Annotated in this window: 27 protein-coding genes, 1 tRNA gene and 1 pseudogene; 12 read left to right on the top strand and 17 right to left on the bottom strand. The window is 58.3% G+C overall.

The features are described 5' to 3' along the window. The first annotated feature begins 1 nt into the window (after position 1). Positions 2 to 715 carry a type 2 periplasmic-binding domain-containing protein gene (locus IEY47_RS18070; RefSeq protein ID WP_188985269.1) on the top strand — a complete coding sequence of 238 codons (714 nt, stop codon included), beginning with the start codon at positions 2 to 4 and terminating at the stop codon, positions 713 to 715. Here the strand turns inward: IEY47_RS18070 and IEY47_RS18065 are convergent. The 3 genes from IEY47_RS18065 to IEY47_RS18055 all read right to left on the bottom strand — a co-directional run bounded on the left by IEY47_RS18065 (position 709) and on the right by IEY47_RS18055 (position 3,093). Further along, positions 709 to 1,332: an SCO family protein gene (locus IEY47_RS18065; protein ID WP_188985267.1), complete on the bottom strand. Its 624-nt coding sequence runs from the start codon at positions 1,330 to 1,332 to the stop codon at positions 709 to 711. The two genes, IEY47_RS18070 and IEY47_RS18065, sit on opposite strands and share 7 nt — an antisense overlap. Before the next feature lie 73 nt (positions 1,333 to 1,405). After that, positions 1,406 to 1,939, bottom strand: coding sequence for a phosphatase PAP2 family protein (locus tag IEY47_RS18060; protein ID WP_188985265.1), 534 nt, complete (start codon positions 1,937 to 1,939; stop codon positions 1,406 to 1,408). Further along, positions 1,936 to 3,093 carry a glycosyltransferase family 4 protein gene (locus IEY47_RS18055; RefSeq protein WP_188985263.1) on the bottom strand — a complete coding sequence of 386 codons (1,158 nt, stop codon included), beginning with the start codon at positions 3,091 to 3,093 and terminating at the stop codon, positions 1,936 to 1,938. Before IEY47_RS18055 ends, IEY47_RS18060 begins: the two co-directional genes overlap by 4 nt. A gap of 426 nt (positions 3,094 to 3,519) precedes the next feature. On the opposite strand from IEY47_RS18055, the gene IEY47_RS18050 reads away from it, so the two are divergent. After that, on the top strand, positions 3,520 to 4,176 hold the full coding sequence (locus IEY47_RS18050; protein ID WP_188985261.1) for a YceH family protein: 657 nt from the start codon (positions 3,520 to 3,522) through the stop codon (positions 4,174 to 4,176). 99 nt (positions 4,177 to 4,275) lie between these two features. On the opposite strand, the gene IEY47_RS18045 is transcribed toward IEY47_RS18050, so the two are convergent. Together IEY47_RS18045 and IEY47_RS18040 are read right to left on the bottom strand one after the other, a co-directional pair. Continuing rightward, positions 4,276 to 4,503: a hypothetical protein gene (locus tag IEY47_RS18045; protein WP_188985260.1), complete on the bottom strand. Its 228-nt coding sequence runs from the start codon at positions 4,501 to 4,503 to the stop codon at positions 4,276 to 4,278. Positions 4,504 to 5,071: 568 nt separating this feature from the next. Continuing rightward, complete coding sequence (locus IEY47_RS18040; RefSeq protein ID WP_188985364.1) at positions 5,072 to 5,620, bottom strand: adenine phosphoribosyltransferase; 549 nt, start codon at positions 5,618 to 5,620, stop codon at positions 5,072 to 5,074. A gap of 182 nt (positions 5,621 to 5,802) precedes the next feature. Between IEY47_RS18040 and IEY47_RS18035 the strand changes: the two genes are divergently transcribed. Next, positions 5,803 to 7,017 carry a YeeE/YedE family protein gene (locus IEY47_RS18035; protein WP_188985258.1) on the top strand — a complete coding sequence of 405 codons (1,215 nt, stop codon included), beginning with the start codon at positions 5,803 to 5,805 and terminating at the stop codon, positions 7,015 to 7,017. 76 nt (positions 7,018 to 7,093) lie between these two features. Here IEY47_RS18035 and IEY47_RS18030 read toward each other — a convergent pair whose 3' ends face one another. Together IEY47_RS18030 and IEY47_RS18025 are read right to left on the bottom strand one after the other, a co-directional pair. Continuing rightward, positions 7,094 to 7,291, bottom strand: coding sequence for a hypothetical protein (locus IEY47_RS18030; protein ID WP_188985256.1), 198 nt, complete (start codon positions 7,289 to 7,291; stop codon positions 7,094 to 7,096). A gap of 229 nt (positions 7,292 to 7,520) precedes the next feature. After that, positions 7,521 to 8,195 (bottom strand): DUF1028 domain-containing protein, encoded by a 675-nt coding sequence (locus tag IEY47_RS18025; RefSeq protein ID WP_188985254.1) that lies wholly within the window; start codon positions 8,193 to 8,195, stop codon positions 7,521 to 7,523. A gap of 134 nt (positions 8,196 to 8,329) precedes the next feature. Here IEY47_RS18025 and IEY47_RS18020 point away from each other — a divergent pair, with 134 nt between their 5' ends. Next, positions 8,330 to 9,229, top strand: a complete 900-nt coding sequence (locus IEY47_RS18020; protein ID WP_188985252.1) for an SGNH/GDSL hydrolase family protein — start codon at positions 8,330 to 8,332, stop codon at positions 9,227 to 9,229. Positions 9,230 to 9,231: 2 nt separating this feature from the next. Here the strand turns inward: IEY47_RS18020 and dbpA are convergent, their stop codons facing one another. From dbpA to IEY47_RS17990, 7 genes are all read right to left on the bottom strand, one after another. Beyond that, positions 9,232 to 10,614 carry an ATP-dependent RNA helicase DbpA gene (gene dbpA / locus IEY47_RS18015; RefSeq protein WP_268240491.1) on the bottom strand — a complete coding sequence of 461 codons (1,383 nt, stop codon included), beginning with the start codon at positions 10,612 to 10,614 and terminating at the stop codon, positions 9,232 to 9,234. A gap of 151 nt (positions 10,615 to 10,765) precedes the next feature. Then, entirely contained in the window at positions 10,766 to 11,332 is a 567-nt protein-coding gene (gene efp / locus IEY47_RS18010) for an elongation factor P (RefSeq protein ID WP_188985250.1), read from the bottom strand. Between the two features lie 102 nt (positions 11,333 to 11,434). After that, positions 11,435 to 12,577 carry an elongation factor P maturation arginine rhamnosyltransferase EarP gene (gene earP / locus IEY47_RS18005; protein ID WP_188985248.1) on the bottom strand — a complete coding sequence of 381 codons (1,143 nt, stop codon included), beginning with the start codon at positions 12,575 to 12,577 and terminating at the stop codon, positions 11,435 to 11,437. A 115-nt stretch (positions 12,578 to 12,692) separates the two neighbouring features. Further along, a complete protein-coding gene (locus IEY47_RS20610; RefSeq protein ID WP_268240490.1) occupies positions 12,693 to 12,821 on the bottom strand; it encodes a hypothetical protein in 129 nt (42 codons plus the stop codon). 295 nt (positions 12,822 to 13,116) lie between these two features. Next, complete coding sequence (locus tag IEY47_RS18000) at positions 13,117 to 13,314, bottom strand: hypothetical protein (RefSeq protein ID WP_188985246.1); 198 nt, start codon at positions 13,312 to 13,314, stop codon at positions 13,117 to 13,119. A 265-nt stretch (positions 13,315 to 13,579) separates the two neighbouring features. Then, a tRNA-Ser gene (locus IEY47_RS17995) sits at positions 13,580 to 13,669 on the bottom strand. Positions 13,670 to 13,779: 110 nt separating this feature from the next. Continuing rightward, positions 13,780 to 14,235 carry a hypothetical protein gene (locus IEY47_RS17990; protein ID WP_188985244.1) on the bottom strand — a complete coding sequence of 152 codons (456 nt, stop codon included), beginning with the start codon at positions 14,233 to 14,235 and terminating at the stop codon, positions 13,780 to 13,782. Positions 14,236 to 15,027: 792 nt separating this feature from the next. On the opposite strand from IEY47_RS17990, the gene IEY47_RS17985 reads away from it, so the two are divergent. The 4 genes from IEY47_RS17985 (at position 15,028) to IEY47_RS17970 (ending at position 18,499) form a co-directional block, all read left to right on the top strand. Continuing rightward, positions 15,028 to 16,161, top strand: coding sequence for a mechanosensitive ion channel family protein (locus tag IEY47_RS17985; RefSeq protein ID WP_188985242.1), 1,134 nt, complete (start codon positions 15,028 to 15,030; stop codon positions 16,159 to 16,161). Between the two features lie 101 nt (positions 16,162 to 16,262). Next, positions 16,263 to 16,505, top strand: coding sequence for a DUF2789 domain-containing protein (locus IEY47_RS17980; RefSeq protein ID WP_188985241.1), 243 nt, complete (start codon positions 16,263 to 16,265; stop codon positions 16,503 to 16,505). Between the two features lie 275 nt (positions 16,506 to 16,780). Continuing rightward, positions 16,781 to 17,518: a metallophosphoesterase gene (locus IEY47_RS17975; protein WP_188985239.1), complete on the top strand. Its 738-nt coding sequence runs from the start codon at positions 16,781 to 16,783 to the stop codon at positions 17,516 to 17,518. A 150-nt stretch (positions 17,519 to 17,668) separates the two neighbouring features. Further along, complete coding sequence (locus IEY47_RS17970) at positions 17,669 to 18,499, top strand: inositol monophosphatase family protein (protein ID WP_188985237.1); 831 nt, start codon at positions 17,669 to 17,671, stop codon at positions 18,497 to 18,499. Between the two features lie 202 nt (positions 18,500 to 18,701). Here the strand turns inward: IEY47_RS17970 and IEY47_RS17965 are convergent. Continuing rightward, positions 18,702 to 18,986: pseudogene (locus tag IEY47_RS17965) on the bottom strand (peptidylprolyl isomerase); the annotation flags it as partial. Between the two features lie 386 nt (positions 18,987 to 19,372). On the opposite strand from IEY47_RS17965, the gene IEY47_RS17960 reads away from it, so the two are divergent. The 3 genes from IEY47_RS17960 to IEY47_RS17950 all read left to right on the top strand — a co-directional run bounded on the left by IEY47_RS17960 (position 19,373) and on the right by IEY47_RS17950 (position 22,032). Continuing rightward, the gene (locus IEY47_RS17960; RefSeq protein WP_188985233.1) at positions 19,373 to 20,170 is read left to right on the top strand and encodes an undecaprenyl-diphosphate phosphatase; all 798 of its coding nucleotides are present in this window, start codon (positions 19,373 to 19,375) and stop codon (positions 20,168 to 20,170) included. Positions 20,171 to 20,263: 93 nt separating this feature from the next. Further along, complete coding sequence (locus IEY47_RS17955; RefSeq protein ID WP_188985231.1) at positions 20,264 to 20,455, top strand: CsbD family protein; 192 nt, start codon at positions 20,264 to 20,266, stop codon at positions 20,453 to 20,455. Positions 20,456 to 20,841: 386 nt separating this feature from the next. Then, positions 20,842 to 22,032, top strand: coding sequence for a sugar transporter (locus IEY47_RS17950; protein WP_188985229.1), 1,191 nt, complete (start codon positions 20,842 to 20,844; stop codon positions 22,030 to 22,032). Between the two features lie 65 nt (positions 22,033 to 22,097). On the opposite strand, the gene IEY47_RS17945 is transcribed toward IEY47_RS17950, so the two are convergent. Continuing rightward, a complete protein-coding gene (locus tag IEY47_RS17945; protein WP_188985227.1) occupies positions 22,098 to 23,009 on the bottom strand; it encodes an AraC family transcriptional regulator in 912 nt (303 codons plus the stop codon). A 458-nt stretch (positions 23,010 to 23,467) separates the two neighbouring features. Here IEY47_RS17945 and IEY47_RS17940 point away from each other — a divergent pair, with 458 nt between their 5' ends. Further along, positions 23,468 to 23,833, top strand: a complete 366-nt coding sequence (locus IEY47_RS17940) for a hypothetical protein (protein WP_188985226.1) — start codon at positions 23,468 to 23,470, stop codon at positions 23,831 to 23,833. A 163-nt stretch (positions 23,834 to 23,996) separates the two neighbouring features. Here the strand turns inward: IEY47_RS17940 and IEY47_RS17935 are convergent, their stop codons facing one another. Beyond that, positions 23,997 to 25,061 (bottom strand): SDR family oxidoreductase, encoded by a 1,065-nt coding sequence (locus IEY47_RS17935; RefSeq protein ID WP_188985224.1) that lies wholly within the window; start codon positions 25,059 to 25,061, stop codon positions 23,997 to 23,999. Between the last annotated feature and the right edge of the window lie 69 nt (positions 25,062 to 25,130).

Genomic DNA, 25,130 nt, shown 5'->3' with positions numbered 1-25,130 from the left:
CATGCGACCGCCGCGCGTCGTGGTGGGCACGCTGGCGCTGGCGCTCCTTTGGGGTAGCGTCAACGCCAGTGCAAGTGAAGCGCTTTCCTTCGACCCCGGCGCTTATCCCTTGCTTTCGGCTTCGGAGCAACCCGCTCCAGGCCACACTTTCGAGCACACGCTGGCTCATAAACTGGGAACGGCTTTGCAGCGGAAGATCGTTCCCGCTGCAGGTGCCGACGCGAATCTGGTGATGGGGGCAGAGCAGGGCATTCCTTATTTCGAGTCCACCGTCTCGGCGTTGAGTAAGGTCGAGGGCGGCCCGTCTACCTGGCAAGCGTTGCAGCAGCAGCCGGTGTGCTTGACGTCAGGCAGTCCGTACGCTTCGTTACTAATGCAACGCTTCGGCATCGTACCGCGCTTTTATCCGAGCACGGCCCAGGCGCTGATCGGCCTCAAGCTGGGTGAGTGCAAGGCGGTGGCGCAAGAAAGCCGCCTGCTGGACGACATTGCGGCGCTGCCGGAGTGGGTGCGTTATAACCGGCGGATCGAGCCTGTGGTTGGCTATCGATTCGTGCAGGCGGTCGAGGCTCGCGATCCTGCGCTGAATGCAACGCTTGGTCATCTTCTAAGCGAATGGCGCACATCGGGTGAGCTGGACGCGCATATCCAATTCTGGATCGATGAAGTTGCGTTCGAAGCCTACGTGCTGTCCGACACGCTGGACTGTCATTGAGCCGAATCGCTCTCCACCAAGCGCGTCAACCAGCGGCCCAGCGCTTCCAACTCGAACGGCGCTCGAATCAGTCCGTGTAGCTCACCATCCGGGCCAATAAGCGCCATGTTGCCGCTATGCGTCACACTGTAGCCCTCTTGGCGCGTGTCGGGAGGAACGAACGGCAGTCCGGTCGCTTTCGATAGCGATTGCAGTTCCGGCATTGGGCCCGTCAGTCCGATGAAGGTCGGATCGAAATAATTCAGGTATGTCTTCAGTCGTTCTGGCGTGTCCCGCTGCGGATCCGCCGTGACGAAAATCAGCTGCGAGCGATCACGCGTCTCTGCGGGGAGCTCCGCGAACAGCCGGCGCATGTCGCTTAGCGCGGTAGGGCATACGTCGGGGCAGAAGGTGAATCCGAAGAACAGCAGCGTCCATTTACCCTGAAGACGTGCGGTGTCGAAATGTGCCCCGTTGAAATCGGTCAACGCCACTAAGGGCATTGGCCGCGAGCGTGGCAGTAACAGCAGTTTCGCTTCTTCGAGCGCGGCTTTGCGCTCGGCGGGTGCTATCTCGGCGTTCGTCAGCAGCGGCGCTGTCGCCAACAAGCAAATCATCAATAGTCGGTTGACGTTCATCGAAGTCAATTACGTATGCGAGCGGGGCGGCATTCATAACATGAAAGCGGCTCCCGTCGCAGTTCGTAGCACGCTATAAGAGCGTTGCGGCCCAGAGTGACAGGGTTGCCAGCAGGCCGCCAATTGCAGTTGCTGCCAGCACATCGCTGGGATAGTGGAGGCCGAGCACGACCCGCGAAGCCGCTACAGCGGCGGCAAATGGGATGAGCAGCGGTGCAAGCACTGGATAGTAGGCCAAGGCGACGGCGGTAAAGGACACGGCATGCAGCGTATGCCCAGATGGGAAGCTGAATTCATCCAGTGGTGCAACCAGGGCCTGGATGCGCACGTCTTGGGCAAATGGCCTGGGACGCTTCGTGTGGTGTTTCAGCCAGCGATAGAGAAGCACCGCAGCCAGAGCAGTCAGCCCCATATGCGTTGCGGCGGTTAGTCCATCCGCTCCGTCGACGACGATCAGTGCCAGCATCAGCGCATACCACGCACCACCGTCGCCAAGTCGGCTGGCAACGGCGAAGGCGCGTCTTATCGCTAATCGCGATCCCCATTGGTTGGCCAGTAGGCACCAATCCTGTTCCCGTACACGGATGCTTCTAACGCGAGCGTTCATGGCATGGACTCCCCTGTCGAACGAAAGCGAACCACTGGATTGCTGGCCGTCAAAGCGATCAGCATCTGCTCGAATGTCCTGGCTACCGTCACGGGATCCAGCTTCAGTACGGTTCCGCGTCCCGCCTCGCCGAGGGCCCGCCGCAGGCGCGCACCCTGCACCAGCTCGCAGGCCGCGGCGATGAACACGGTCTCATCCTCTGGCGGTGCCAATCGGCCGTTGACGCCGTCGATGATGTGTTCGCGTGCGGCACCATCGTCGAAGGCAACAACGGCCAAGCCGCTCGCCATCGCTTCGAGCGTGACGTTACCGAAGGTCTCGGTTGTGCTTGGGAACAGGAAGATATCCGCGGAGGCGTAATGGGCCGCTAGCGCTTCACCGTGCTGGGTGCCGGCAAACAGTAGGTCCGGATTCGCCGCTTGTAACCCCGTGCGTAGCGGGCCATCGCCTACCAACACCATGCGCGCCTTGGGAGACGTCTGCTGAACCTTTCGAAACGCCCGAATGGCCAGCTCGATATTTTTTTCCGCCGCTACCCGACCCACATGCAGAAAGACCGGCGTATCGGCAGTAGCGCCCCAGTGCTTTCGAAGCGCTGCCGTTCGAAACGATGAGTCGAAGCGCGATGTGTCCACCGCGCGCGGAGCAAGGAATACGTTCTGGTAGCCGGCTGTTTGCAACTCGTTGGCCAATGCCTGCGTGGAAACGACCGTCGCGCTACCCGCGTTGTGCAGCAAGCGCATCCAGGCTTCGGTCGCACGCGTCAGGAGCCCGAGCCCATAGCGGGACATGTACTGGTCGAAGCGGGTGTGATAGCCGGTAGCGACTGGAATGCCGAATGAGCGTGCGGCCCATACTGCCGAGGCCCCGAGCGGGCCTTCCGTCGCAACGTAGATTACATCCGGTCGCGCTTTTTTCCAGGACCTGCGCAGGTGCAGGTACGCCGGGAGACCTAGTCGTAAATCGGGATAGCGCGGCAGCCTGATACTTCTCATCAAGTCGGTATCAGGTACGTCGGTTTCACCGCTGCGACGCGGTCTGAGCACTGTCACCTGGTGCCCAAATTGGCGAAGTCGCTGTTCGAGTCCATGTACCGTGAGGGCGACGCCATTGACGTCGGGTGGATACGTCTCTGTCACGATGGTGATCAGCATCCGCGGGCTCCCTTTGCCTGCCTGAGCCGATCGTATGGGGGGAGGGTAACGATGAGTTGACAGTTGCATGACCGAGCGATGACAGCTCGATCGGATCCATAAAAAGCATCGGAACTCCCTGTAGGAGCGGGCTCGCCCGCGAAAACGGTCTGGCACCAATATGAAGGGCTGCTGTCGATCGCATTTACGCCGCCTAAGAGATGCGCCAGATGTCACGATGGCTCTGGTACGCGACCTAACGTCAGCAGCCAGCAGGCGCACCAGGCACATAGACAACAGATGATTTCTTCGAAATGATCGTGAATTCACCCTTATGGCTACCGTGTTCTCACCTAGCCTAACTCGCACGATACCCGTATCACCGCGTTAAGGTGACAGGCGGCACGCTCGCCGCTCGCCAACGTCAATTTGCTGCTGGAGCACTCGATGACAGACGAAAAAGCTGTGCCTTTTCACGAAGATCCTCTGACCGCGGTACAGCTCCGCGTGTTGGGCTGCCTGATCGAAAAGCAGCTGACCACTCCCGAAAGCTATCCGCTTACGCTCAACGCCGTACTCCTCGCCGCGAACCAGAAAACCAGTCGTGAGCCGGTAATGAATATCCAGCAGGGCGAAGCGGGTATGGCACTGCGTCAGCTGGAAGAGCGCGGACTGGTTCGTTTAGTCATGGGGAATCGCGCCGACCGATGGGAGCAGCGCGCTGAGAAGACGTTAGGGTTGGTGGCTCCGCAGGTCGTCTTACTCGGGCTGCTATTGCTCAGAGGGCCACAAACGCTCGGTGAATTGTTGACACGGAGTAGCCGAATGCACGCGTTCGAGGGTACCGATGACGTACGACATCAACTTGAGCGTCTCGCAAGCCGCGGTTTGGCAACCTTGCTGCCGAGACAGTCGGGGCAACGGGAAGAACGCTTCATGCACGCGTTGGGCGGACCTATCGATATCGATGCATTGGCGATGATGCGATCTGACGGCTCAGGTGGATCGAAAGGTGCCACGAATAATGACCGTATCGAACAGCTAGAGGCGCGTATCACGGACCTGGAAGCGAGGTTACTGCGGCTGGAAGAAGCCCTGAATTAATCGATAGGAGGTTATCGAATGGGCGAAATCAAGAGGGAACAGGCATCGCGGGGAGAGTCGGGCGTATAGAACGAAAGCCAGCGCGGAAAGCGCTGGCCTTCAAGCGGTCAGCGATTTCCGAGTACGGTCGATGATCTGTGCCAGTCGGCCTTGACCAACATATTGGTCGGGATACAGACGCTGCGTATGGCAGACCACACCGTGTTGGTTGACGATAGTGAAGCTAAAGCTTCCTTTGCTGCCAGGCGCCTGAATCAAGCAATTCAGCGGCGCGAATGCACCGGCGAGTTCGCTCATGGCAACTTGGGCTTGGTGTTGAATGGACATGTTTCGGTTATCTCTCTACTTGCAGAATGGCTGATAAGGCCATGGATACTTATTGGGTAATCGTTGCGGATATCGGACTGGACAAGGGAACCTTAAGTTCCGTCTGTCGGTTGCCCTGCCGCACAAACGATGCTAGGCGCGGTTCATGACAGTGCGATGACGAGACAGAGCGCACAGATGTCGTCCGCATTGCGTCATTCCCACGTCTATCAGCGTGGCGCTATTTCAACTATGCATTTCAAGTGCCAAGTCCGTTTGGTCATTGTTCGTCTACTTTACGTGCGGTCGAGTCTAAGAAGAAATGAATACGCAATCTCGCTATCAGGCCAGCATGCAGCCTTGGTCAAGTAAAACGTAGACGTGGAAAACGTCGACAACGGGCCGCCTACGATGGTGATCCGTCGAAATGAGAACCTGAAGGCAGGAGAGGAAATCGATTAGAACGCGCCTGAACAGGCGCGCTCGAAAATTCAGCTTCTACATAGGGCAATAAACCTGCCAGTGACCGACGTCACAGGCGGTATTCATACCCAAGAACGGGCGAGCACGTACTCGGCACCGCCGCGATTTAGCGCTCAGAAAGCTCGAATGCAACCAAGCTGAATGTCGAGATACCGGCATCGTTCAGGCGTAGCGAGCCGCCCAACTCAGGTAAGTCGACGATTGCCGCTGCCTCATAGACGTGCGCACCCATGCGGCGGACAAGATTGGCCGCCGCCATGAGCGTCCCGCCGGTGGCGATGAGATCGTCCACAAGCAGCACCGAATCACCTTCGCAGAGCGTGTCCTTGTGCACTTCGATAACGGCGTCGCCGTATTCGGTCTGGTACGTTTCCATCAGCGCTTCCGCAGGAAGCTTTCCTTTCTTGCGAAACAGCACGAGCGGCTTATTCAGTGCGTAGGCCAGCATCGGCCCAATTAGAAAGCCGCGTGCGTCCAACGCAGCAATATGCGTGATTTCGGTTTCGACATAGCGCTGCACAAGGCTATCGACAACCATTCGGAATGCACGAGGCGACTGGAAAAGGGGCGTGATATCACGAAAGACCACGCCGGGTTTCGGGAAGTCTGGAACCGCACGGATGTAGGGTTTGAGCGTGATTTCATCGAAGATCATGAGGCTGCCTGAGGTAAACGTGTAGGGCCAATTGTGCACATAGGTGAGCTCAGGCTCCAGCGAATCGACGTCCGGCATATAACGTTAGAACTAAAGCGAATAGCTACATGGCTGACCAATAGCACTTTGGTCTTGTAAAATCGCCGACCGTTTTAGTTGGTTATTCCAAAGGTGCTTTTGCTATGAGCCTTTCCCTTCCGGCTGCCGCGCCGGCTAACCGGCCTAACTCGCCAATGGTGGCGATCGGGTTGCTGATTGCAGGAACGCTTGCGCTGTCGCTCGTCGTCAGTGGCAAGCAGGCCTTGCTGTTTCTTGTTGGCGGGGCGCTTGGCCTCGTTCTATACCATGCTGCGTTCGGTTTTACTTCGGCGTGGCGGGTGTTCATCAATGAACGGCGTGGCGCCGGTTTGCGCGCGCAAATGGTCATGCTCGCGATCGCGGTCGTGCTGTTCTTTCCGACGCTGGCAGCGGGTACGTTGTTCGGTACGCCGGTGAGAGGCTTGGTCGCACCGGCTGGTACGTCGGTCGTTGTCGGGGCGTTCATCTTTGGCATCGGCATGCAGCTCGGCGGTGGCTGCGCATCCGGTACCTTGTTTACCGTGGGCGGTGGCAATGCCCGGATGCTCGTGACGCTGTTGTTCTTCATCATAGGTGGTACGTTCGCAACGCATCACCTCGAATGGTGGTCGGCGCTACCTAGCTTGCCGCCGACGTCCATCGTCACGACCATGGGGCTGTTTCCAGCATTGATATTTAGCCTGGCGCTATTCGCCGCCATCGCTTCGCTCTCGGCACGGCTCGAGCTCCGTCGCCATGGGAGCTTGCAGCGCTTCGCGGCTGGCGAGCACCAAGGGTGGCAACGCTTTCTGCGTGGCCCTTGGCCGCTTGTATGGGGCGCGGTGCTGCTTGCCTTGTTGAACTACGCGACCTTGGCCTTGGCTGGTCGTCCCTGGGGCATCACTTCCGCTTTTGCGCTGTGGGGCGCGAAAACGCTCGATGTTATCGGTGTCGACGTCGCGAGTTGGGCGTTCTGGCAACAGCCGGCGAATGCCAAGGCATTGGTCTCGCCCGTCTGGGAGGACGTCACTACCGTAATGGACATCGGTATCATGATTGGTGCCTTGCTTGCTGCGGGGCTTGCAGGACGTTTCGCTCCTAACTTGAACATCCCGATGCGCTCGCTGGTTGCAGCCGTCGTGGGTGGCCTGCTGCTCGGCTACGGTTCACGGCTGGCCTATGGTTGTAATATTGGCGCTTATTTCAGCGGAATCGCGTCGGGAAGCCTGCACGGGTGGCTCTGGCTGGTGGCTGCGTTCGTCGGTAATAGTGTCGGCGTGCGTTTGCGTCCGTTCTTCTTTCCAGGCGAGCGCCGTGAAGCGAAGCTAACGGGCTGTTAAGGCCATCCCGGCCTGCTTCTCTATTTGCAGGCAGATGAAAAAAGCCGGGAGACAGACGCTTCCGGCTTTTTTATGTCTAGCGATGGTGATGAAGAAAGGCGGCCTCGGCGCCAGCGGGCGGGTAGGTCTGCTGCGCATTTCTGCGAGTGCGTTTGAGCTCCAATCGTTTGACGGTCCGGTACGCGGCGAGAAGTACGCCAAGATTGGCCAGACTGATGAGCGCGATTACGGCGCCCGCAGGGTAGTCGGAAAACCAGGAAAATAACGCTGCCATAATCTTCTTCGAGCTCGGACTCGTTCGTTTCGCCCTGAATTGAAATTGACGCTCGCAAGATGATTGGCCAGTAGGCGTACGGCAGCAATTTCGCGGCATGCCTTGAAATGGCGCTATTTGACGCGCTTGGCGCGTATGCCCTGTGTTCGTCCAGGGGGGCGCTCAGCCGCTAGCGCGAACCATGCCCCATGCCAATGCATTCACCGCGTTGCTGCTGTTCCCGGTGGGGCTACACTTGATCCTCTCCATGCTTACCGGCTGGGTTCGCCCGCGTGGGCATACGCAAGATTTCCGGCACGACTTCGCGCGCGAATACATCATGCAGTCGGCGTAACTCGGTCACTGGATCAAGGTGTTGATCTACCCGAATGTCCCAGAGCGGATACGCTTCCTGATCAACCACATAAAGCGTTGCCGACGACTCTCCGTGACGGTCGCCCCCGGTGGCATCTCCTGCCGCCACGGCCTCCAGCAGACGTTCGATCAACGGCTGTTCGGCCCTGTCCAAGAATGCATTCGCTACCGCATCGATGACGTGTTTGCCCGCGAGCCGGTTGCCTTGCACGCTATATCCCTCTCCCTGACGTGAACCTGCCCAGGGTAGGCAGTCGTCTCCAGTCCAGCAGGCGGTCCTTGCGTTGGCGTCGATCAGTGCCACCTGGCGTAGCGTCATGCAGGGATCCGTACCCTGCAGCAGCGCCAGGGCCTCCTCTGCGGTGTGACCTTCGCAAAGCAGGCGCAGTCCATCGAGGCCAAGGTATGGGTTGATCTGCGCTTGGGTGGCCACTGCGCCATATCCGGCAGCCGCGTGGCTGAGAAGTTTGCCGACGGCTGGCATGGCGGTTGCCGCGCCTATGCCGAATTGCCCGCTGCGAGGGCACCGAGCAATGATCGAAAAAGTCATGACGTGCTCCTATTTGCTTATATGGGCCGTCGTCGCCACGATAACGTTCCGCATCGCTTGATCATGAACGCGAGTCAATTAGTGCGTCGCCTGTGAGCGGTGTGTTGCAAACCCCTTCGATTTGGAGTCAAGCGATGCGTTTCACGCTGTTGTTTGCCGTCTTGTTCAGCTGCCTATCCGCTCACGCTCAGTCCTATAGCCGTATTGAAGCCTTCGGTGACAGCTATTCCGACAGTGGGCGCAGTTTTGCCCTCAGCCAACGCCTCGTCGCAGACGACGTACCTGGTGCCATCGAAGCGCCCGCCGCGCCGTATTGGGCGGGGCGCTGGAGCAATGGGAAAACCGCGGTCGAGGTGCTGGCCGAAAAATTGGCCGTGCCGTTGGAAAATCATGCAGTGGGCGGTGCTCGCAGCGGTCGCTTCAACAACAACCCCATGCTGGACACCTACGGCGATACCGGAATGCAAGCGCAAGTGGAGCAATACCTCGAGCATGCGACACATGCGGACCCGCGCGCACTGTACGTGTTATTCGCGTCTGCCAATGATTTTTTCGGGTTGCACACAACGCCTTCGCCGGATGCACTGCAGACGCTGGTGACCACTGTGGTTGCCAATCAGATTAATGCCGTTCAGCGCCTGATTGACGCGGGTGCGAAGCATGTATTGCTCGTAGGTTCCAGCGATCTAGAAAGGGTGCCCATGGTTGTGAAGAACGGCCGCGCCGTTCAGGCGGGTGAGTTCCGCGATAGCGTCAACGCGCGGTTGAGCCGCTTCATTCCCGCCTGGCGAGAAGCGGGCGTGAAGGCGACCTTTTTCGACCACGCTGCGTTCTCAGCGCCGCTGATGCGGTCGCCAATGCACTATGGATTCACTACTTTGGATAAGGCCTGCATCGAGCGGTCGGTACAGGCGACGGGGGTATGTGACGATCCTGACAGCCACTACTTCTACGATGACGTCCATCCAACGGCACACGTCCATCGACTGGCGGGCGAAGCGATGGCGGCCGCATTGAACGCCTCGGAGCCCTGACTTCAGATCAGGCGGACCTTGAGCGAGCGACCTTTGATCTTTCCTTGGTTTAGTCTTCTGAGCGCGTCCTGCGCGCGACTGCGCTCGATGGCGACGAACGCTTGGAAATCGAAGATCGCGATCTTGCCGACCTTGTCGCCTTCGATACCGGCATCACCCGTCAATGCACCGAGTATGTCGCCGGGCCGCAATTTGTCCTTGCGGCCGGCGGCAATGCACAGCGTCCGCATCGGCGCCTGTAACGCCGAGCCTTTGCCGGGTTGGAGCGCATCGAGCTGGAACCAGGGAAGAGGCTTCCTTTGCAGGGTTTCTATCGCCTGCGCACGCGCTGCTTCCGCCGGGGCGACGAGAGACAGAGCCAAGCCTTTTTCCCCGGCGCGACCACTGCGTCCAATACGGTGGATGTGCACTTCTGGATCGCGCGACAGCTCGACGTTGATGACGGCTTCGAGTCCCTCGATATCCAGGCCGCGCGCCGCGACATCAGTGGCGACCAATACGGATAGGCTGCGATTGGCGAACATCGCCAGCGTTTGATCACGTTCGCGCTGCTCCAGATCGCCATGCAGCGCCTGCGCTTCGATTCCGGCGGCAGCAAGCACGTCGACCAGCTCTTGGCACTGCTGACGGGTATGGCAGAACGCAACGCACGATTGCGGCCGCACACTTGCCAGGAGCCGTTTGACGGCATCGTAGCGATGGTCGGGTGAGATTTCATAAAAGCGTTGTTCGATTTGACGATCGTCATGCAGCGATTGCACCCGCACTTCTTCCGGCTTGTCCAGAAACGTGGCGGCGAGTTGCTGGATTCCCTGCGGATAGGTAGCCGAGAACAACAAGGTCTGCCGGCGCGGCGGCGTCTGCCCGATGATCTCGGCGATGCTGTCGTAGAACCCCATGTCGAGCATGCGATCGGCTTCATCGAGTACCAGCGTCCGCAGACCGTCCAACTTCAGCGTTCCCTTACGCAGGTGTTCGCCGACCCGACCCGGCGTGCCGACGATGACATGCGCCCCGTGCTCGAGTGAGCCTACCTGCGGCCCGAACGGCACCCCCCCGCACAATGTAAGCACCTTGATATTGTCGGCAGCGCGGGCCAGGCGGCGCATTTCCTTGGCGACCTGATCGGCAAGCTCGCGAGTGGGGCAGAGCACCAACCCCTGACAGCCGAAATAACGCGCATTGACCTGATGCAATAACGCAATCCCAAAGGCTGCCGTTTTGCCGCTACCGGTCTTCGCCTGCGCTAGCACGTCCCGGCCTGCCAACATCAAGGGCAGGGCCGCGGCCTGGATTGGCGTCATTTGCGTATAGCCCAGCGACGCAAGGTTCGCCTGCATGGCTGGCGATAGGGACAGAGAGGAGAACGATGCGGAGTCGGACACAGTGGGATGCTCGGTAATTCAAACGACGGATGTTAGCAGCACGATCCAGCAAGCTTTCGCCGGCGTACTTCGGACGATTTGTAGCGTTCGGTCAAACGAAAAAGCCCGTGTCCAAGACACGGGCTTCGCGTTCACGCTAAAGAAAAGGTCATCAGACCTTGGCGCGTGACTTGTACTCGCCGGTGCGGGTATCGATTTCGATGTGGTCATCGATTTCGCAGAAGTCGGCAACCTTGACTTCGGTACCGTTAGCCAAGCGAGCGGTCTTCATGACCTTGCCGCTGGTGTCGCCGCGCGCCGAAGGCTCGGTGTAGACGATCTTGCGAACGATAGTGGTCGGCAGTTCGATGGAAATGACGCGATCGTTATAGAAAACCGCTTCGCAGACATCCTGCATGCCGTCTTCGATGTAGTTCAGTGCGTCGCCCAGGTCATCTTTTTCGACTTCGTACTGGTTGTACTCGGTGTCCATGAAGACGTACATCGGGTCGGCGAAGTAGGAGTAAGTCACTTCCTTGCGCTCAAGAATCACAGGCTCGAATTTGTCGTCGGCCTTGTACACGGTCTCGGTCGCCGAGCTGTTGAGCAGGTTCTTCAGCTTCATTTTGACCACGGCAGCGTTGCGGCCGGACTTGTTGAATTCGGCTTTCTGGATGACCCAGGGCTCGCCGTTGATCATGGCCACTTGGCCGGCACGAAACTCTTGTGCGGTTTTCATTCGAATATCCGTTGTCAGAATGGACGGAAAAACAGGCCGCGTACTATAGCCAATTTGTTCGCAATGCACAGCAGCCGCTTGCGGATTGTCCGCTGTCCGGTCCTAAGGGCGCGGTTGAGCATGCGTATCAACGAACGCAACCAATTGGGTCGCCAGATCGTGTTGTGCATTCAAATGCTCGCACCAAGCGCGGGCATGGCTGAGCCAGCTCGGGTCGTCCAGCATCGACGCATTCCATGGCTCAGGTGGCAACTGCGCTCGGTTCCAGGCCAGCCAAAGCGAGCGCAGTGCGTCTGCGGCTGGCGGTGGAAGGTCACTTTGATAGTGATCGAGAAACGCTTCCAGCTTGGCAATGTGCGCATCCTCATCCTGCGGGTAGATATGCCATAGCATTGGCCGTCCGGCCCACTGGGCGCGTATGAACGAGTCTTCGCCCCGGACGATATTCAGGTCACAGCACCAAAGCAGGTGGTCGTAGTCCTGCTGGCTCACGAACGGGATGATGTGAATTTCGATCTGCCGGTGGCGCTGCGGTTTGCCCATTTCCAAAGGCGCGCCTGCCCAACGGACCAGGTCGGGCAGTATTCGGCTCTCAGGTACGAGCAGCTGCATTGGCTGCGGGGCGTCGCATAGTGCATCGAGCCAGGGCGCTAGCGCGGCATTTTCGTAGGTAAACAGAGAGATCAGCCGTGTACCTGGTTGCCGGGTTACACCCAGGCGCGAGAGGAATTGATCCTGCGCTTCCCGATCGGCCTGGAACGTATCGCGTCGCTGCAGCAGGTCCGCCTCTCGAAGCAGGCCACCCGTGCGTTCGGTGAAACCGGGGAAGAAAAAATACTTGGACAGCCCGCCGGCCTGCGGCGAGGGCAGGCGATGGCAGCCTTCGATCCAGGATTCGCCACTCAGGTATTCAAGGTTGATCCAGCAGGGCGCTTGAGGTTGCTGCCGTAACACGGACTCGATACTCGCCGGCAACTGGCAAGCGAACGCTTCCACAAGGATGTCGATAGGCGTATCGATCATGAGGGTGGCTGACCATTCGCACACGAGTACGCCCAGTACTTCTTGGCGAGTTGCGCTGGAGTCTGCCTGCGGGCAGATGCGGGCGAACGCACTCAAGTCATCCACCCACAGGCGTACCCGCTGCCCGTGTTCGGCGACGAGTTGACGAGCCAGGCGCCACGTGACGCCGATATCTCCGTAGTTATCGACGACGCTACAGAAAATATCCCACTGACGTGCCACGGTACGTTTCCCAAGTGGTCGCCGGACAACGGCGTTGCTCACAAATGACAAGCGCGCTGCCTGCGGATGACTATCAAGGTCTCGAACGTGTCACCAACGGATTGTCTCGCTGGTATCAGCCTAGATAGTTCGAGTGCATGCCCAATGTCGAAAGCCACGATCCCAGTAACGCTACGACGATCGCGGTCACGATAAGGATCGCGATAATTGCTTCACCTGCACCACCAGAATTACGGCCTTTCATCTTTGGCTTCCGTTAGTTGTTCAAGATTAGGTTCAGGCAGCACGAGCGTGCTGCCCATGATGAGGAGAACGAAGGCAATAGCGGTAATCGCACACTGCAACTGACCCTCACTCATGGCTGCCCCCTGGAAAGAACAGCTTCAATGTCGCGCATAGCAAAAGCAGCATCAGCATCCCTACGAGTTGGCCCTCATCCGATGGAAGTGGCATGAGCGATTCCTTTCTGGTTTAACGAACCGAATGTCATTGACACGCGCACCAATGATCCGCGGATCGTCGACAGCACCGTCTAGGCGTTATCGAGTCTGCAAAGTCTGGTGATTAGCAAACGGACAGAAGCGAAAAAGCGCATGGCCTTCGCGGCATGCGCTGAGAGCGAATTCGTTGTCGATCTTCATTGCACGCATGTGACCGAGATGAGCCAGGACCTCGAAAGGGAAGAGAGCGCTCTCAAAGCCAAATCGATCAAAGCCAGGGTAGGGGAAGTCGAGCATGGTTTCTTCCTTGAAACGGATCACAGTCTTGGCCGGATTCTGCCACCATGCGAAGCGGTTGGGAACGTTTCGACACGTAAAGAAACGGGTAGAACGAAGGCCGCCCGACAAGGTGCATGTGGCCATCCGTTAGCGCTCGATAATGGACAGGTCCCGTGCCGAAGGTTCGCCGTTAACAGCTGGCGCCGTTGCTCTGCTTTTACCGGCACGGAAACGAAAAAGCCCCGAAGGCTGGTTGGCCTTCGGGGCTTTTTCAATCAATCAATGGCGGTGAGGGAGGGATTCGAACCCTCGATACGGTTTCCCGTATACACACTTTCCAGGCGTGCTCCTTCAACCGCTCGGACACCTCACCAAAGCTCGACAGACCGTCTAGTCCGTCGAGGCGCGCTAATGTATTCGAACAGTTTCATGAAGGCAAACCTTTTTTCAACGGATTCATGCGTTTATGCAGGTAACCCGGGCTTACTGACCGCCGCCCATTCCGCCCGCTCCGCCACCGCTACCGCCCATGCCGCCGCCACCTTGGCCCGACGGCCCGGCACCGCCGGGCGTGGTTGGCGTTCCCATACCGGGCGATCCAGTGCTCCCACCCGTACCAGGGGTCGCTGGTGAAGAAGAGCCATTGCCTGATGTCCCCGGCGTCGTCGTGCCGGGGGTGCCATTGGTCGTGGGCCGCGGTGGAGTGGTTGGCTCTCCCGGCAGCGGAGTACCGCCTGGTGAGGAGTTGCCCGCGCCACCGGGCATGGTGCCGTTGGTGCCATTGCGATCAGAGTTAATGATTGATCCGCCTTGCTGGCGCTGGCTCTCCATCTCAGCACCGCTTTGTTGCCGTTGCTGCTGCAATGTGTTGCCCGCGTCAGCGAAGACTGCAGGTGTGAAGAGAAGGCATAACGTCAGTGCAGAAAGTCGAGTGCGCATGATCGGGTCTCCAGGACGGATCGTCTTGTCGGAACCTGTGTCGCTCGACGTTGTTGTCGAAAAACGTGACAGGTCCACACGTTTGCGTTTCGAAATCACCCGTAGCGATGCGCTACAGCCACCGTGCCCAGGCGTAGCACACTCGGTGTTCGCTAAGTGAGGATCGAAACGCCAGTCATTTATTGGGCAGGCGGAAAAGAACGAGGGTGCCCAAATCAAGACGGGCGGTTAGGCCCAGGGCTCGGTACTTCACGGACAGACAAACGGTGTTCAACGTCCGGGCGGTGTCTGCGTAGCTGGCGAGCGAGGAGGCAGGGGCAGTGCGGGTGCGCGGGGAACGCGTGTTCGGACGTAAGCCACTGAACTCACGCATATGGATTGTTTTCGATTTTACAGATGCCTATCCATTGGGCCGAGAGACGTCTCCATACGACGAGTGAGCGCGGTAAGTGGCGTGGCATTTGCTTTTTCTCATTGAGTCCTGCCAGTAACTACTAATAAAAGGCGTGGAGCGATGCGTAATATTCCTAAATGGCGACAAGCTAGCTTGGTTGTATTTATCGTTGCGATGGTACTCATCCTTCCGAACCTGACGCGTTTGGTAGGGTGACAACGCAGTACCTCCCCAAAGTCTCATTCGTTCTTGCTTCTCTCGGCCCAGCTGGCGGCTGCCACTCGTGTCGTGTCCGGCAGCATTCCTGACTCTGCGGAACTATCAATCCGCCTCTATTTACAGACGTAGGGTATGCCCGCTTGTGCGGTCGATTTGGCAATGCGTCGAGAGGAGGAGTGATGGACTACGATTGGTCTTTCTGGCTGAACCGAGAATTATGGGTCAATGTCGGCGTCGTGCTGGGCGTTACCGTCATTTGTTACCTGATACTGCGTACCGCTATCGGGGCCATTCAGCGACGTCTGAACGCGTGGTCTGAAGGTAAGCACGGCCGTTTCTACCGACTGGCTGCAGTCGTCGTTGCGAATACCAGCCGTTTGCTTTTGCTGACGTTCTCACTGATGGTCGGCCTGCGTCTGGTTGAGTTGTCGCCGCGCTGGGAAGGCGCGATGGCGCACGCGTGGTTCATCGTTCTGGCGCTGCAGATCGCATTCTGGCTGGACACTGGCGTCCGGCTGTGGACGTCGAGCACCGTGTTCGGAGAGGGGAGCATTCCACGAAATCCCGTCACGACGGTCATCATTGCCACCATGGCGCGGATCATGGTTTGGTCCGTGATGCTGCTGTCGATTCTTGCAAACCTAGGCGTGAACATCACCGCATTAGTGGCAAGTCTTGGTGTGGGCGGTATTGCCGTCGCGCTCGCGGTGCAAACGCTGCTCAGCGATATCATTGCCTCGCTGTCGATCGGTGTGGACAAGCCGTTCGAGACGGGTGACTTCGTCGTTTTCGGTGCGGTCGCGGGGACAATCGAACATATTGGGCTGAAGACGACACGCATCCGCAGCCTCAGCGGCGAGCAAGTCGTTTGCTCGAATACTGATCTTCTTCGACAAACGCTGCACAACTACAAGCGTATGGACACCCGCCGAATCGTGTTCAAGTTCGGCATCACCCAATCCACGCCAGTCGATAAGGTGCGCGAAGTTTCGACGCTCGTACGCACAATTATTGAAGGCATCGACAAGGTGCGCTTCGACCGCGCTCATTTTCTGGCTTTCGATGACAGCCAGCTGACGTTTGAAGTCGTCTACATCGTGCTGAGCTCCGATTACAACGCATATATGGACATTCAGCAGGAGATCAATCTGCAGCTGCTCGATGGCTTGCGCAAGTTGAATGTGCACATCGCGCGACCGGCACGCAGCCTCGAATTCATTGGCGGGCGTTTCCCGGAGATCAGCGTCGCGGGCTTGCCGCAGTCCGATGAGGCCGCCAACAGTGAACGTGCCGCGCGTAGCCAGTCGCGCTGACCATGGGCGTGGTCCGTGCTGAACCCTCGGCACGGGCCGACGTTCTATAGCCATGAATGCCAGCGAACACCGTTGGTGCCATAGCTTGCAGGAGACCGATCATGGAGCTACCGAACAAAGACCTAGGAACCCTTTTCGAGCAGCTAGGGCTGCCTGCGGAGCCTGCTGATATCGATGCCTTCATCGCCCAGCATTACCCCTTGCCGGATGATGTGAAGGTGTCGGAGGCTCCCTTCTGGAATGCAAGCCAGGCTGCGCTATTGAAAGAAGAAATCCTGGAAGACGCGGAGTGGGCGCCCGTTGTTGATGAGCTCAACGTACGTTTGCACATGAACAAGCCGTAGTTACCTACGCTATGCAAAAAGCCGCCGAATCGGCGGCTTTTACCGTTGGGTTATCTCGATGCAGTAAAACCGACCCCTCATACTGATCGCTGGCGCTATCGTTAATTGCCTATTTATATTGCAGCGAGGCTACAATCATGGCCTATCGCCGCATTATTTTCGTGCCCTGGTATCCGACAGCAAGCGGAACCGAACGTGGAACACTGGGTCATTCCCATTCTCGGTGAACGCGGCATGGCACACGCCGAGCGTCAGTAAGGTTGTCTGGAGACTCGATGAGCGAAAACGTATCCGTTGGCCTAGTGAGGCGTTTCGAACCCAATTTGCATGGACGCGACTTCACCGTCGGAGATGTCCACGGCCATTTCGAATTGCTCGAGGCATTGCTACGTCGCCTCCGGTTCAACACGAAGCGAGATCGACTTTTCCCGGTGGGCGACCTGATTGATCGGGGGCCTTATTCGTCGGGCGTTCTCGAGTGGTTGGGCAAGAGCTGGTTCCATCCCGTTCGGGGCAATCACGAGCAGATGCTGATCGACAGCGTGCTCCACGACGAAGACCCCAAGATGCATCGACGCAATGGCGGCGAATGGGCCTACGGCATGCATGAGGACCAACGCCGTGAGATTGCCGAACGGTTGCAGGAACTCCCCATCGCGATCGAAATTGGCTTGCCTGACGGGGGCGTGGTGGGTGTCATCCACGCTCAGGCCCCGTTTCTGAACAAGAATGCGCCATGGTCCATGGTGATGGAGTCACTCGAAGGGCAGCACGGGCGGGCGATCCAGCAGGTCGCGGTCACGGAATCGTTATGGAGCCGTAGCCGTATCCAGAGCCAGGACCGGACGCCGGTCGAAGGCGTTCGCACGGTGTATGTTGGTCACAGTAGCGTTCATGACGTCATGCAATTGGGCAATACCACCTACATCGATACTGGCTGCGGGTACGATGGCGGCAAGCTGAGTGTGGTGGAAATTGCCTCCAACGCGGTGGCGTCCGTCGAGGTCGAATGAGCCGGGATCGCTAGGCACCGTTGCCTTCAAACATCTCCGCAACCTTTACGTAATGCTGCAACGTGAATCCATGATCTTGCTATGGTCAGTGGTTCGTCCGTCGCGCGTTCACGGCCACGCCTCTCCCGTCTATCTCGTTAGGAGCCCTGCATGATCCATGAGTCAACTACTGCTGCGCCTTTAGATCTGAGCGCTCGCTACACGGCGGCCAAGTGTATCGCCCAAGAGGCGGCGAATCGGGGTATGGATTACTACCGCCGTCGAGAGGAGCTGACCGTTCTCAATAAGAGCGAGGACGCCACTGACGTTGTGAGTGTTGCGGATCGCGATCTCGAGGACTTCATCCGTCAAGCGCTGACCACGCTGTTTCCCGAAGACGGTTTGCTCGGTGAAGAGCGCGGGTCAGAAGGTCTCGACGCGCAATGTGTCTGGGTCATCGACCCTATCGATGGCACAGCGTGCTTCGTCAACGGTTTGCACAATTGGTGCGTGTCCATTGGGCTGCTGGTGGATGGGGAACCGGCCCTGGGCGTGATTGCCGACCCTAATCATCACGAGCTTTTCCACGCGCTGAAGGGGCAGGGCGCCTTCGTGAACGATTCACCGCTGAAGCCTCATAAAGCGACGCACGTACGCGAAGGCTTGGTGGGTGTCGGCACGACGCACCGCCCTGGCAAAGCGCATTTCCTGCCGTTTTTGACGAAGCTACTCGAAGAAGGCGGAATGTTCTTTCGCAGTGGCTCCGGTGCCTTGATGACGGCGTACGTCGCCGCTGGCCGCCTGTTGGGCTACCACGAAACGCGTCTCTACGCGTGGGATTGCCTAGCCGGAATCGTAATGCTGAACGAAGTAGGCGGGCGCACCAACGACTTCTTAAGGGGCAACGCCTTGCTCGAAGGCGGTCCGTTCCTCGCCGCTTGTCCGGGTGTTTATGAACAGCTCGAAGCCATGACCGGCAACTGGATTCACGAGGACGCCTGAGCCCGGTATGCCCGTGCGGCCCGCGTAGGGTGGATTGGCCACACCGTGGCGTAATCCACTGTTCACCTCGTTTGTGTATTCCCCTGTGGGAGCGGGCCATGCCCGCGATGCGCCTTTTGTACTCGCATTTCGCTGCCCACAAACGAAAAAGCCCATCATTCGATGGGCTCTTACCGGATCGGCTGCCGTAGCAGTGATCGGATCAGTCCTGGCGGCTAGTCACTTCCAGCAGGTGGTAACCGAACTGGGTCTTCACTGGCCCTTGGACTTCATTGACCGGCGCGCTGAACACGACTGTGTCGAATTCCTTGACCATCTGGCCTGGGCCGAAGCTGCCGAGGTTGCCGCCATCGCGGCTGGAAGGGCACGACGAATGTTGCTTGGCCAGCTCGGCGAAGTCGGCGCCGCCTTCGATGGCGGTTTTCAGTTCGTTGCACTTCTCTTCGCTGGAAACCAGGATGTGGCGGGCAGTGGCACGTGCCATGTCGAATACCTCTTTACGGGAAAGCTTGCGAGCCTACCTGAAGCGCCTTGCGAGTGGAACCAAGACGGCGCGAAGAAGCGGCCGGTCGCGTTGCCGGCGGCAGGTCCACGGATGCTTTACCCATCAATATAGGTGATCACTCACAGAGTTGGGTCATTGGGGGCATGACCTAATTGCACAGGCGTGCCAGAGCAGTTCTCTTCCGCACAATCTTTACAAGATGAAACATGGCACCGTTCGATACGCCAGGTTTCTGGGCGTCCGCGTCACGCAGAACCTTCATAAACTGAACATAGCCTGTCCGAATCGACATTTTTTACGCGTTGTCAGGGACTTAAACCGATAGCGTGTGTCACATCCGCTCGAACATCATTGGAGAGTACCCCCGTATGGATTGGTTACAGCTGGTCGTTTTGTCCATCATTCAAGGCATCACGGAATTTTTACCCGTTTCGTCCTCCGCTCACCTCATCCTGCCCAGCCAATTACTCGGTTGGGATGATCAGGGGCAGGCGTTCGACGTCGCCGTTCATATTGGGACATTGCTGGCTGTGGTCTATGCGTTCCGCCACGAGGTGCGTGCCGTCGTTTCAGGTTGGACGCGAAGCGTAGTGCGGCGCGAGCCCAATGCCGAAGCCCGTTTGGGTTGGCTCATCATCCTCGCGACGATCCCGGCCTGTATCGTGGGCCTCGTATTCGAACACCAAATCGAGCAATACACGCGTTCCATGCTGGTAATCGCATGTACCACGATCCTGTTCGGTGTAGTGCTTTGGTACGCGGACGAAAAAGGACGCCGTATCTTGCCGATGGAATCGATGACCTGGCGACAGGGGCTGCTAATTGGTCTGGCCCAAGCGTTAGCGTTGATCCCAGGAACATCGCGCTCCGGCATCACCATGACCGCCGCATTGCTGCTGGGCTTCAATCGTCAGGACGCGGCGCGTTTTTCATTCTTGCTTTCGATACCGCTGATTCTTGCCGCTGGTGGGTTGAAGACGATCGACCTGATCGCCACTGGCGCAGATGCGCATTGGAGCGACATGCTTTGGGGCATCGTGCTGTCGTTCGTGTCCGCATTTCTGTGCATCAAGCTGTTCCTCAGTGCGCTGGACAAGATCGGCATGCTGCCATTCGTGATCTATCGGTTGCTGCTGGGCGCCTTCCTATTGTTCGTCGCTCTGTAGGTTCGAGCGCACCGTTACGTTCGTCGGGTCGTTAAAACTTCGCGCTGACCAGCGGGATCACAATTACGTAACCCATTGGAAGTGAGGTGTTTCATGAGCAGCGCAAAAGACAAGATCAAGGGCCATGCGAATGAGGCTGTCGGCAAGGCGAAAGAAGGCCTTGGTCGTGCAACCGACAACGAGCGCCTCGAGGCCGAGGGTGATGCACAGCAAGTAAAAGGCAAAGCCCAACAGGTCAAAGGCGAAGCCAAAGACGCCGTCAAGAAAGGCATCGATCGGACCTGAGTCCCATCGAGTCGAAAAAGCCCGGATCTTTCCGGGCTTTTTTGTGGTCGTTGGTTTTCTTCCAAGACCTGGAGTGGATTTCATCGTAGACGTTTTTGCAGCGACATCCTCGGTGCTACTCGACCATTCGTCATCGTGTTAAAAAGATCTTTTGTGTGGGTTGTGAACTGAATTTTTGCACGCGTAGAATCGGCGCCGACCACGACCGCTCAAACCCTATTTACCCGCATTCAGACACCTACCTTGCTCCGCTCAGGACGCGAGGGATTTGTGCTTTGGATTCGTCAGTGAGGGGCTTCCAATAATTTCAAGAAGAGCGCGGGCCTCTTGTTTCGATGGCTTGCACACGGTCGCTTTTTGAAATTTCTCACGCGCGGGCCATCGCCATGACCACACAAACGCAATCACCCGAAGGCCGCTGGATCAGTGTCATTGCACTGGCCCTGGCCGCCTTCATCTTCAATACGACCGAATTCGTCCCGGTCGCGCTGCTGACGGACATCGGCAAGAGTTTCGCCATGCCAGCAGCGCAGGTTGGCCTGATGTTGACCATTTATGCCTGGGTGGTTGCGCTGGCCTCGTTGCCCATGATGTTGCTGACGCGCAACGTGGACCGACGCACCTTGCTCACTTGTGTGTTTGTCGTATTCATCGCCAGCCATGTGCTTTCCGGCATGGCCTGGAATTTCACCGTGCTGGTCATTAGCCGAATTGGAATTGCGCTGGCGCACGCTGTGTTTTGGGCGATTACCGCGTCGTTGGCCGTGAGGGTCGCGCCAGCGGGTAAGCAGACTCAGGCGTTAGGGCTTTTGGCCACGGGCAGTGCGCTGGCAATGGTCATGGGCATTCCCCTCGGGCGGGCCATTGGCGAACTACTAGGCTGGCGCACGACGTTTACGCTTATTGCGGTGATTGCGGGCCTGACGGTCTTGTGTCTACTAAAGACGCTGCCCCGGCTGCCAAGCCTGAACTCCGGGTCGCTCAAGAGCTTGCCGATGCTATTCAAACGTCCGGCACTCGTCGCCGTTTATGTGCTGACGATGCTACTGGTAACCGCACATTTTACCGCCTACAGCTATATCGAACCTTTTGCGTTGTCGATCGCAGGCCTGGATGGCGGGCAGATTACTGTGCTGCTGTTGTTGTTCGGCGGCGCCGGAATCATTGGTTCGATTCTGTTCGGTCGCTACAGCGGACGTTTCCCCAAGGGCTTCATCGTCACGGCGATAAGCGTGTTGACCTTGTGCCTTTTGTTGCTCTTGCCTGCCGCGATGGAAGACGCCTATCTGGGAACGCTGGCCGTCGTCTGGGGCGCTGCGATCATGTGCTTTGGCCTGATGATGCAGTCGAGGGTGCTGACCTTGGCCTCGGATGCCACCGATGTCGCAATGGCGCTGTACTCGGGAATTTTCAACATCGGTATCGGCGGCGGCGCGCTTCTGGGCAGCCTCGTCAGCGACCAGCTAGGCGTTGCGAACGTTGGCTTGGTCGGCGGTATGTTGGCATTTGCCGGCTTGGTGCTGTGCGTCTTTACCACCTACAACTTTGTCCGGCCGGTCCGCATCAAGCAGCACTGAGGCAAACGGCAGGCGCGCGATGAACCAAGGCAATGCGCGCCGTTGCCGACGTACGGCGCCCGCTCTTAGGCGATGTTCCGCCAGCGGGCGATGTCTCGCGCCGGCGGCGCACCGAACTGCCGTGCGTACTCCCGGCTAAACTGCGAAGGGCTTTCATATCCGACGCGGTATCCCGCGGCGGCGGCTTCCAGGCCGTCGTTGATCATGAGTCGGCGGGCTTCCTGCAAACGCAGTTGCTTTTGATATTGCAAAGGACTCATGGCCGTAAGTGCCTTGAAGCGGTGGTGCAATGACGACGGGCTGAGGTTCACCCGTTGTGCGAGCGCATCGATGCTTAAAGGCTCATCGAAGTGCCGGTTGATCCACTCGATCGCACGGCTGATGCGATGGGTCTGACTGTCGGCAATGGCGACGTTCCTCAGCAGGTAGCCATAGGCGCCGCGCAGCACTCGGTAGAAGATTTCACGGATGGCCAGCGGCGCGAGTACGTGTGCGTCGCGCGGGGAATCGATCAACCGCATCAACCGAACAACCGCATCGAGCAATGGCTCGCTGATGTCGTCGACGAATAAGCCGTGGGGGTCCTTTCCGGACGGGACGCTGATCGGTCCGCAGGTATCGATGAGACTGGCGATGGTCGCTGGGTCGATATCCAGCTTCAGACTAAGGTACGGATGCTCGGGAGAGGCGTCGATAACCTGGCCTGAAACCGGCAACGTTACGGAGGCGACCAGGTAATTGAGCGGGCCATAGACGTAGGTTTCTTCCCCTAGCCATACCTGTTTGCGCCCTTGCACCATCAAGCACAGGCAAGGCTGGTATAGGGCGGGCATAGGCAGGCTCGGGCCGGTGCAGCGCGACACGCTAAGTGAGCTGATGACAGTTTGATGGGTTCCATCCACGGGCGCGGCGCGTGCAATCATCGCGGACAATTCAGCCCTCAGTGCTTCGGTTTGCGTCATGGGGACAGTCGACATTGGGTGTCGCTCCTGTTGGTCGTTTCAAGCCACTGCACAGAGGTCGCAAGCGTGCTTTTGGGCAAGCGAAAAGCCATAGCCTGATCCTGCCATTCACTTGCCTGATCCTGCACGCATGACCGGCATGGGACAATTCATGTCAGTATGCGCTGGCCATTGAGTGGCGAATTGCGGCATGTCGTCTCAAGTAATCTTAATCTGAATGTTTATCAGTGCAGCTTTGGGCAATCGATCAGGAGTATCTGGCTAACCGGTATTCAGTGCGGCGTTTTAGCCTAGTGATGTGCAAATAAAGCGTGCTCTCGTCGTGAGACCGATGAAAGACGTTTCCTAAGCCGCTAGGGAGAACATGCATGAGTAGCTTGACCCTTTTACGACTTCAGCATGAGAGGCATCGCCGGCTTGTAAAGCCGTTTCCCAGTGTCCGAACCCAGTTTCATCCGCAAGGTGGTTCGGCCATGCCACCGGTGTTGTGCTATCGCTTCCATCTCCGGGCTCGGCGTCCTGTCGAGCTCGAGCGCCAACTGAAGCGGCTGGCGATGCGGCACCGCGATGTGATCGGCGTTACTTTTCACTATCGCCCAATGCCGGAGCAGCGTGACCAATGGCAGCTGCAGCTTATGTTTCGGGCATCGACCCCGCGCGAAATGCGCGCATCGCTCCTGGAAACCGTGACTCGCGAGTTGCTGCTGGACGGATGCCTGCGCGAGCTCGATATGCGCGTCTATGCCTGCATCGAGCAGGTATGTCGGCCCGAGCAGGTCGACAGCATGCTGCAAACATTCCACAAGCGTTCGGTTTCTTGCATGCAGCACGACGTTTAGTGTGCACGGGAGCATCGGGAAGCCGTTGCGTGGCAAGAGAAGAAGTAGCGGCTATCGCCGGAAGGCTGCGCAAAGATTGGCAGGCAGAGACGGAATGGAAAGGATCACGTGGGCAGGGTCATTGTGATCGTGCCCACGTGTGTATGTCAGCCCGGCTGACCGGTCAGAAGCGGGGCAGTACCTTTTCCGCTTGCAGGCGAGTAAAGAGATCGAGCAGCGCCGCTCGCGTATCTTGCGTGACCTGGAAGCCGAAATCGCGGCTCTTGTTCATGTCATTGACGCACTCAAGCTCGCGTCCGAGGTCCGCGTCGGTGTGCCACCAGGACACCAGCTTATCGACATCACTCTCTACTAGACCGTGCGCCTTCGCCAGGCTCGCCCAGCGTGTTTTCGCATCGGTCATGCGGGCATCGAGAGGCGCAGGCTCTTCCGGGCAACCGCCGTTTTCGATGCCGAAGAACTGAGCGATTTCGTCCCACATCCAACGCCAGCGGAAGGTGTCGCCGTTTACCGTATTGAACGCCTGATTGGCAGCACCGGGAGCGGTCGCAGCCCATTCGATCTGGCGGGCAAGTAACGTCGCATCGGTCATGTCGGTCAGCGCATTCCATTGGAGCCGTGAACCGGGAAACACGAACGGCTCGCCAGCGGCCTTGCACAACGATGCGTAGACGCCAAGCGTCACACCGATGTTCATCGCATTACCGCGGGCGTGGCCAATGACCGTATGTGGGCGATGAACGCTCCAGTTCAGGCCGCGCTGCTCGGCGATCCCATACAGAATGTCTTCGAGGCTGTAGTAGAAGTTAGCACCCGGCTGGCGAGGTTCGCTCTCACGGAAAGGCGTTTCTGCCTGGCCACTGCCGTAATTCTCGAAGGACCCTAGATAGTGCTTGGTCCCCGTGACGAGGGTGGCATGCACCAGCGGCGCATCGGTAAGCGCGGAAAACAGGTTGCGCATCATCGTGCTGTTCGCTTCCACGTTTTCCTGCTCGGTGTCGCGTCGGGTCCACGTGCAGAAGAACACATGCGTAACGGGCAGTCCGGAAAGCGCGCTTTCCAGCGATCGTGCATCGAACAAATCCGCTGCTACCGGAATGTACGATGCTTCGGTGGCAGGCCGTCGTGATAACCCGTACACGGTCCAGCCATTGGCAATGAGCTGATTGGAAAGATTGCTGCCGGTGATCCCGGTAGCGCCCACGACGAGTGCAACGCCTTTACGCATGATAGGGCTCCAAATGTAGAAGTGGGGACTAGCGTAAGAGCCTCGCTTTATTGTCACAATCGGCATACC

Source organism: Pseudomonas matsuisoli (assembly GCF_014647635.1).
GTDB classification, from domain to species: Bacteria; Pseudomonadota; Gammaproteobacteria; order Pseudomonadales; family Pseudomonadaceae; genus Pseudomonas_P; species Pseudomonas_P matsuisoli.
The sequence above is the reverse complement of the archived record's forward strand: the minus strand, read 5'-3'. Positions and strand labels throughout refer to the sequence as shown.

Coding starts and splice junctions, on each gene's coding strand:
- IEY47_RS18065 (WP_188985267.1), bottom strand. CDS start 1,332: ATGAACGTCAACCGACTATTGATGATTTGCTTGTTGGCGACAGCGCCG.
- IEY47_RS17975 (WP_188985239.1), top strand. CDS start 16,781: ATGAGCGAAAACGTATCCGTTGGCCTAGTGAGGCGTTTCGAACCCAAT.
- IEY47_RS17940 (WP_188985226.1), top strand. CDS start 23,468: ATGCCACCGGTGTTGTGCTATCGCTTCCATCTCCGGGCTCGGCGTCCT.
- IEY47_RS17985 (WP_188985242.1), top strand. CDS start 15,028: ATGGACTACGATTGGTCTTTCTGGCTGAACCGAGAATTATGGGTCAAT.
- IEY47_RS17935 (WP_188985224.1), bottom strand. CDS start 25,061: ATGCGTAAAGGCGTTGCACTCGTCGTGGGCGCTACCGGGATCACCGGC.
- IEY47_RS17960 (WP_188985233.1), top strand. CDS start 19,373: ATGGATTGGTTACAGCTGGTCGTTTTGTCCATCATTCAAGGCATCACG.
- IEY47_RS18040 (WP_188985364.1), bottom strand. CDS start 5,620: ATGATCTTCGATGAAATCACGCTCAAACCCTACATCCGTGCGGTTCCA.
- IEY47_RS18070 (WP_188985269.1), top strand. CDS start 2: ATGCGACCGCCGCGCGTCGTGGTGGGCACGCTGGCGCTGGCGCTCCTT.
- IEY47_RS17970 (WP_188985237.1), top strand. CDS start 17,669: ATGATCCATGAGTCAACTACTGCTGCGCCTTTAGATCTGAGCGCTCGC.
- IEY47_RS17980 (WP_188985241.1), top strand. CDS start 16,263: ATGGAGCTACCGAACAAAGACCTAGGAACCCTTTTCGAGCAGCTAGGG.
- IEY47_RS18035 (WP_188985258.1), top strand. CDS start 5,803: ATGAGCCTTTCCCTTCCGGCTGCCGCGCCGGCTAACCGGCCTAACTCG.
- IEY47_RS17945 (WP_188985227.1), bottom strand. CDS start 23,009: ATGTCGACTGTCCCCATGACGCAAACCGAAGCACTGAGGGCTGAATTG.
- IEY47_RS20610 (WP_268240490.1), bottom strand. CDS start 12,821: ATGAAAGGCCGTAATTCTGGTGGTGCAGGTGAAGCAATTATCGCGATC.
- IEY47_RS18000 (WP_188985246.1), bottom strand. CDS start 13,314: ATGCTCGACTTCCCCTACCCTGGCTTTGATCGATTTGGCTTTGAGAGC.
- IEY47_RS17950 (WP_188985229.1), top strand. CDS start 20,842: ATGACCACACAAACGCAATCACCCGAAGGCCGCTGGATCAGTGTCATT.
- IEY47_RS18060 (WP_188985265.1), bottom strand. CDS start 1,939: ATGAACGCTCGCGTTAGAAGCATCCGTGTACGGGAACAGGATTGGTGC.
- IEY47_RS18055 (WP_188985263.1), bottom strand. CDS start 3,093: ATGCTGATCACCATCGTGACAGAGACGTATCCACCCGACGTCAATGGC.
- IEY47_RS17990 (WP_188985244.1), bottom strand. CDS start 14,235: ATGCGCACTCGACTTTCTGCACTGACGTTATGCCTTCTCTTCACACCT.
- efp (WP_188985250.1), bottom strand. CDS start 11,332: ATGAAAACCGCACAAGAGTTTCGTGCCGGCCAAGTGGCCATGATCAAC.
- IEY47_RS18045 (WP_188985260.1), bottom strand. CDS start 4,503: ATGTCCATTCAACACCAAGCCCAAGTTGCCATGAGCGAACTCGCCGGT.
- IEY47_RS18020 (WP_188985252.1), top strand. CDS start 8,330: ATGCGTTTCACGCTGTTGTTTGCCGTCTTGTTCAGCTGCCTATCCGCT.
- IEY47_RS18050 (WP_188985261.1), top strand. CDS start 3,520: ATGACAGACGAAAAAGCTGTGCCTTTTCACGAAGATCCTCTGACCGCG.
- IEY47_RS18030 (WP_188985256.1), bottom strand. CDS start 7,291: ATGGCAGCGTTATTTTCCTGGTTTTCCGACTACCCTGCGGGCGCCGTA.
- IEY47_RS18025 (WP_188985254.1), bottom strand. CDS start 8,195: ATGACTTTTTCGATCATTGCTCGGTGCCCTCGCAGCGGGCAATTCGGC.
- IEY47_RS17955 (WP_188985231.1), top strand. CDS start 20,264: ATGAGCAGCGCAAAAGACAAGATCAAGGGCCATGCGAATGAGGCTGTC.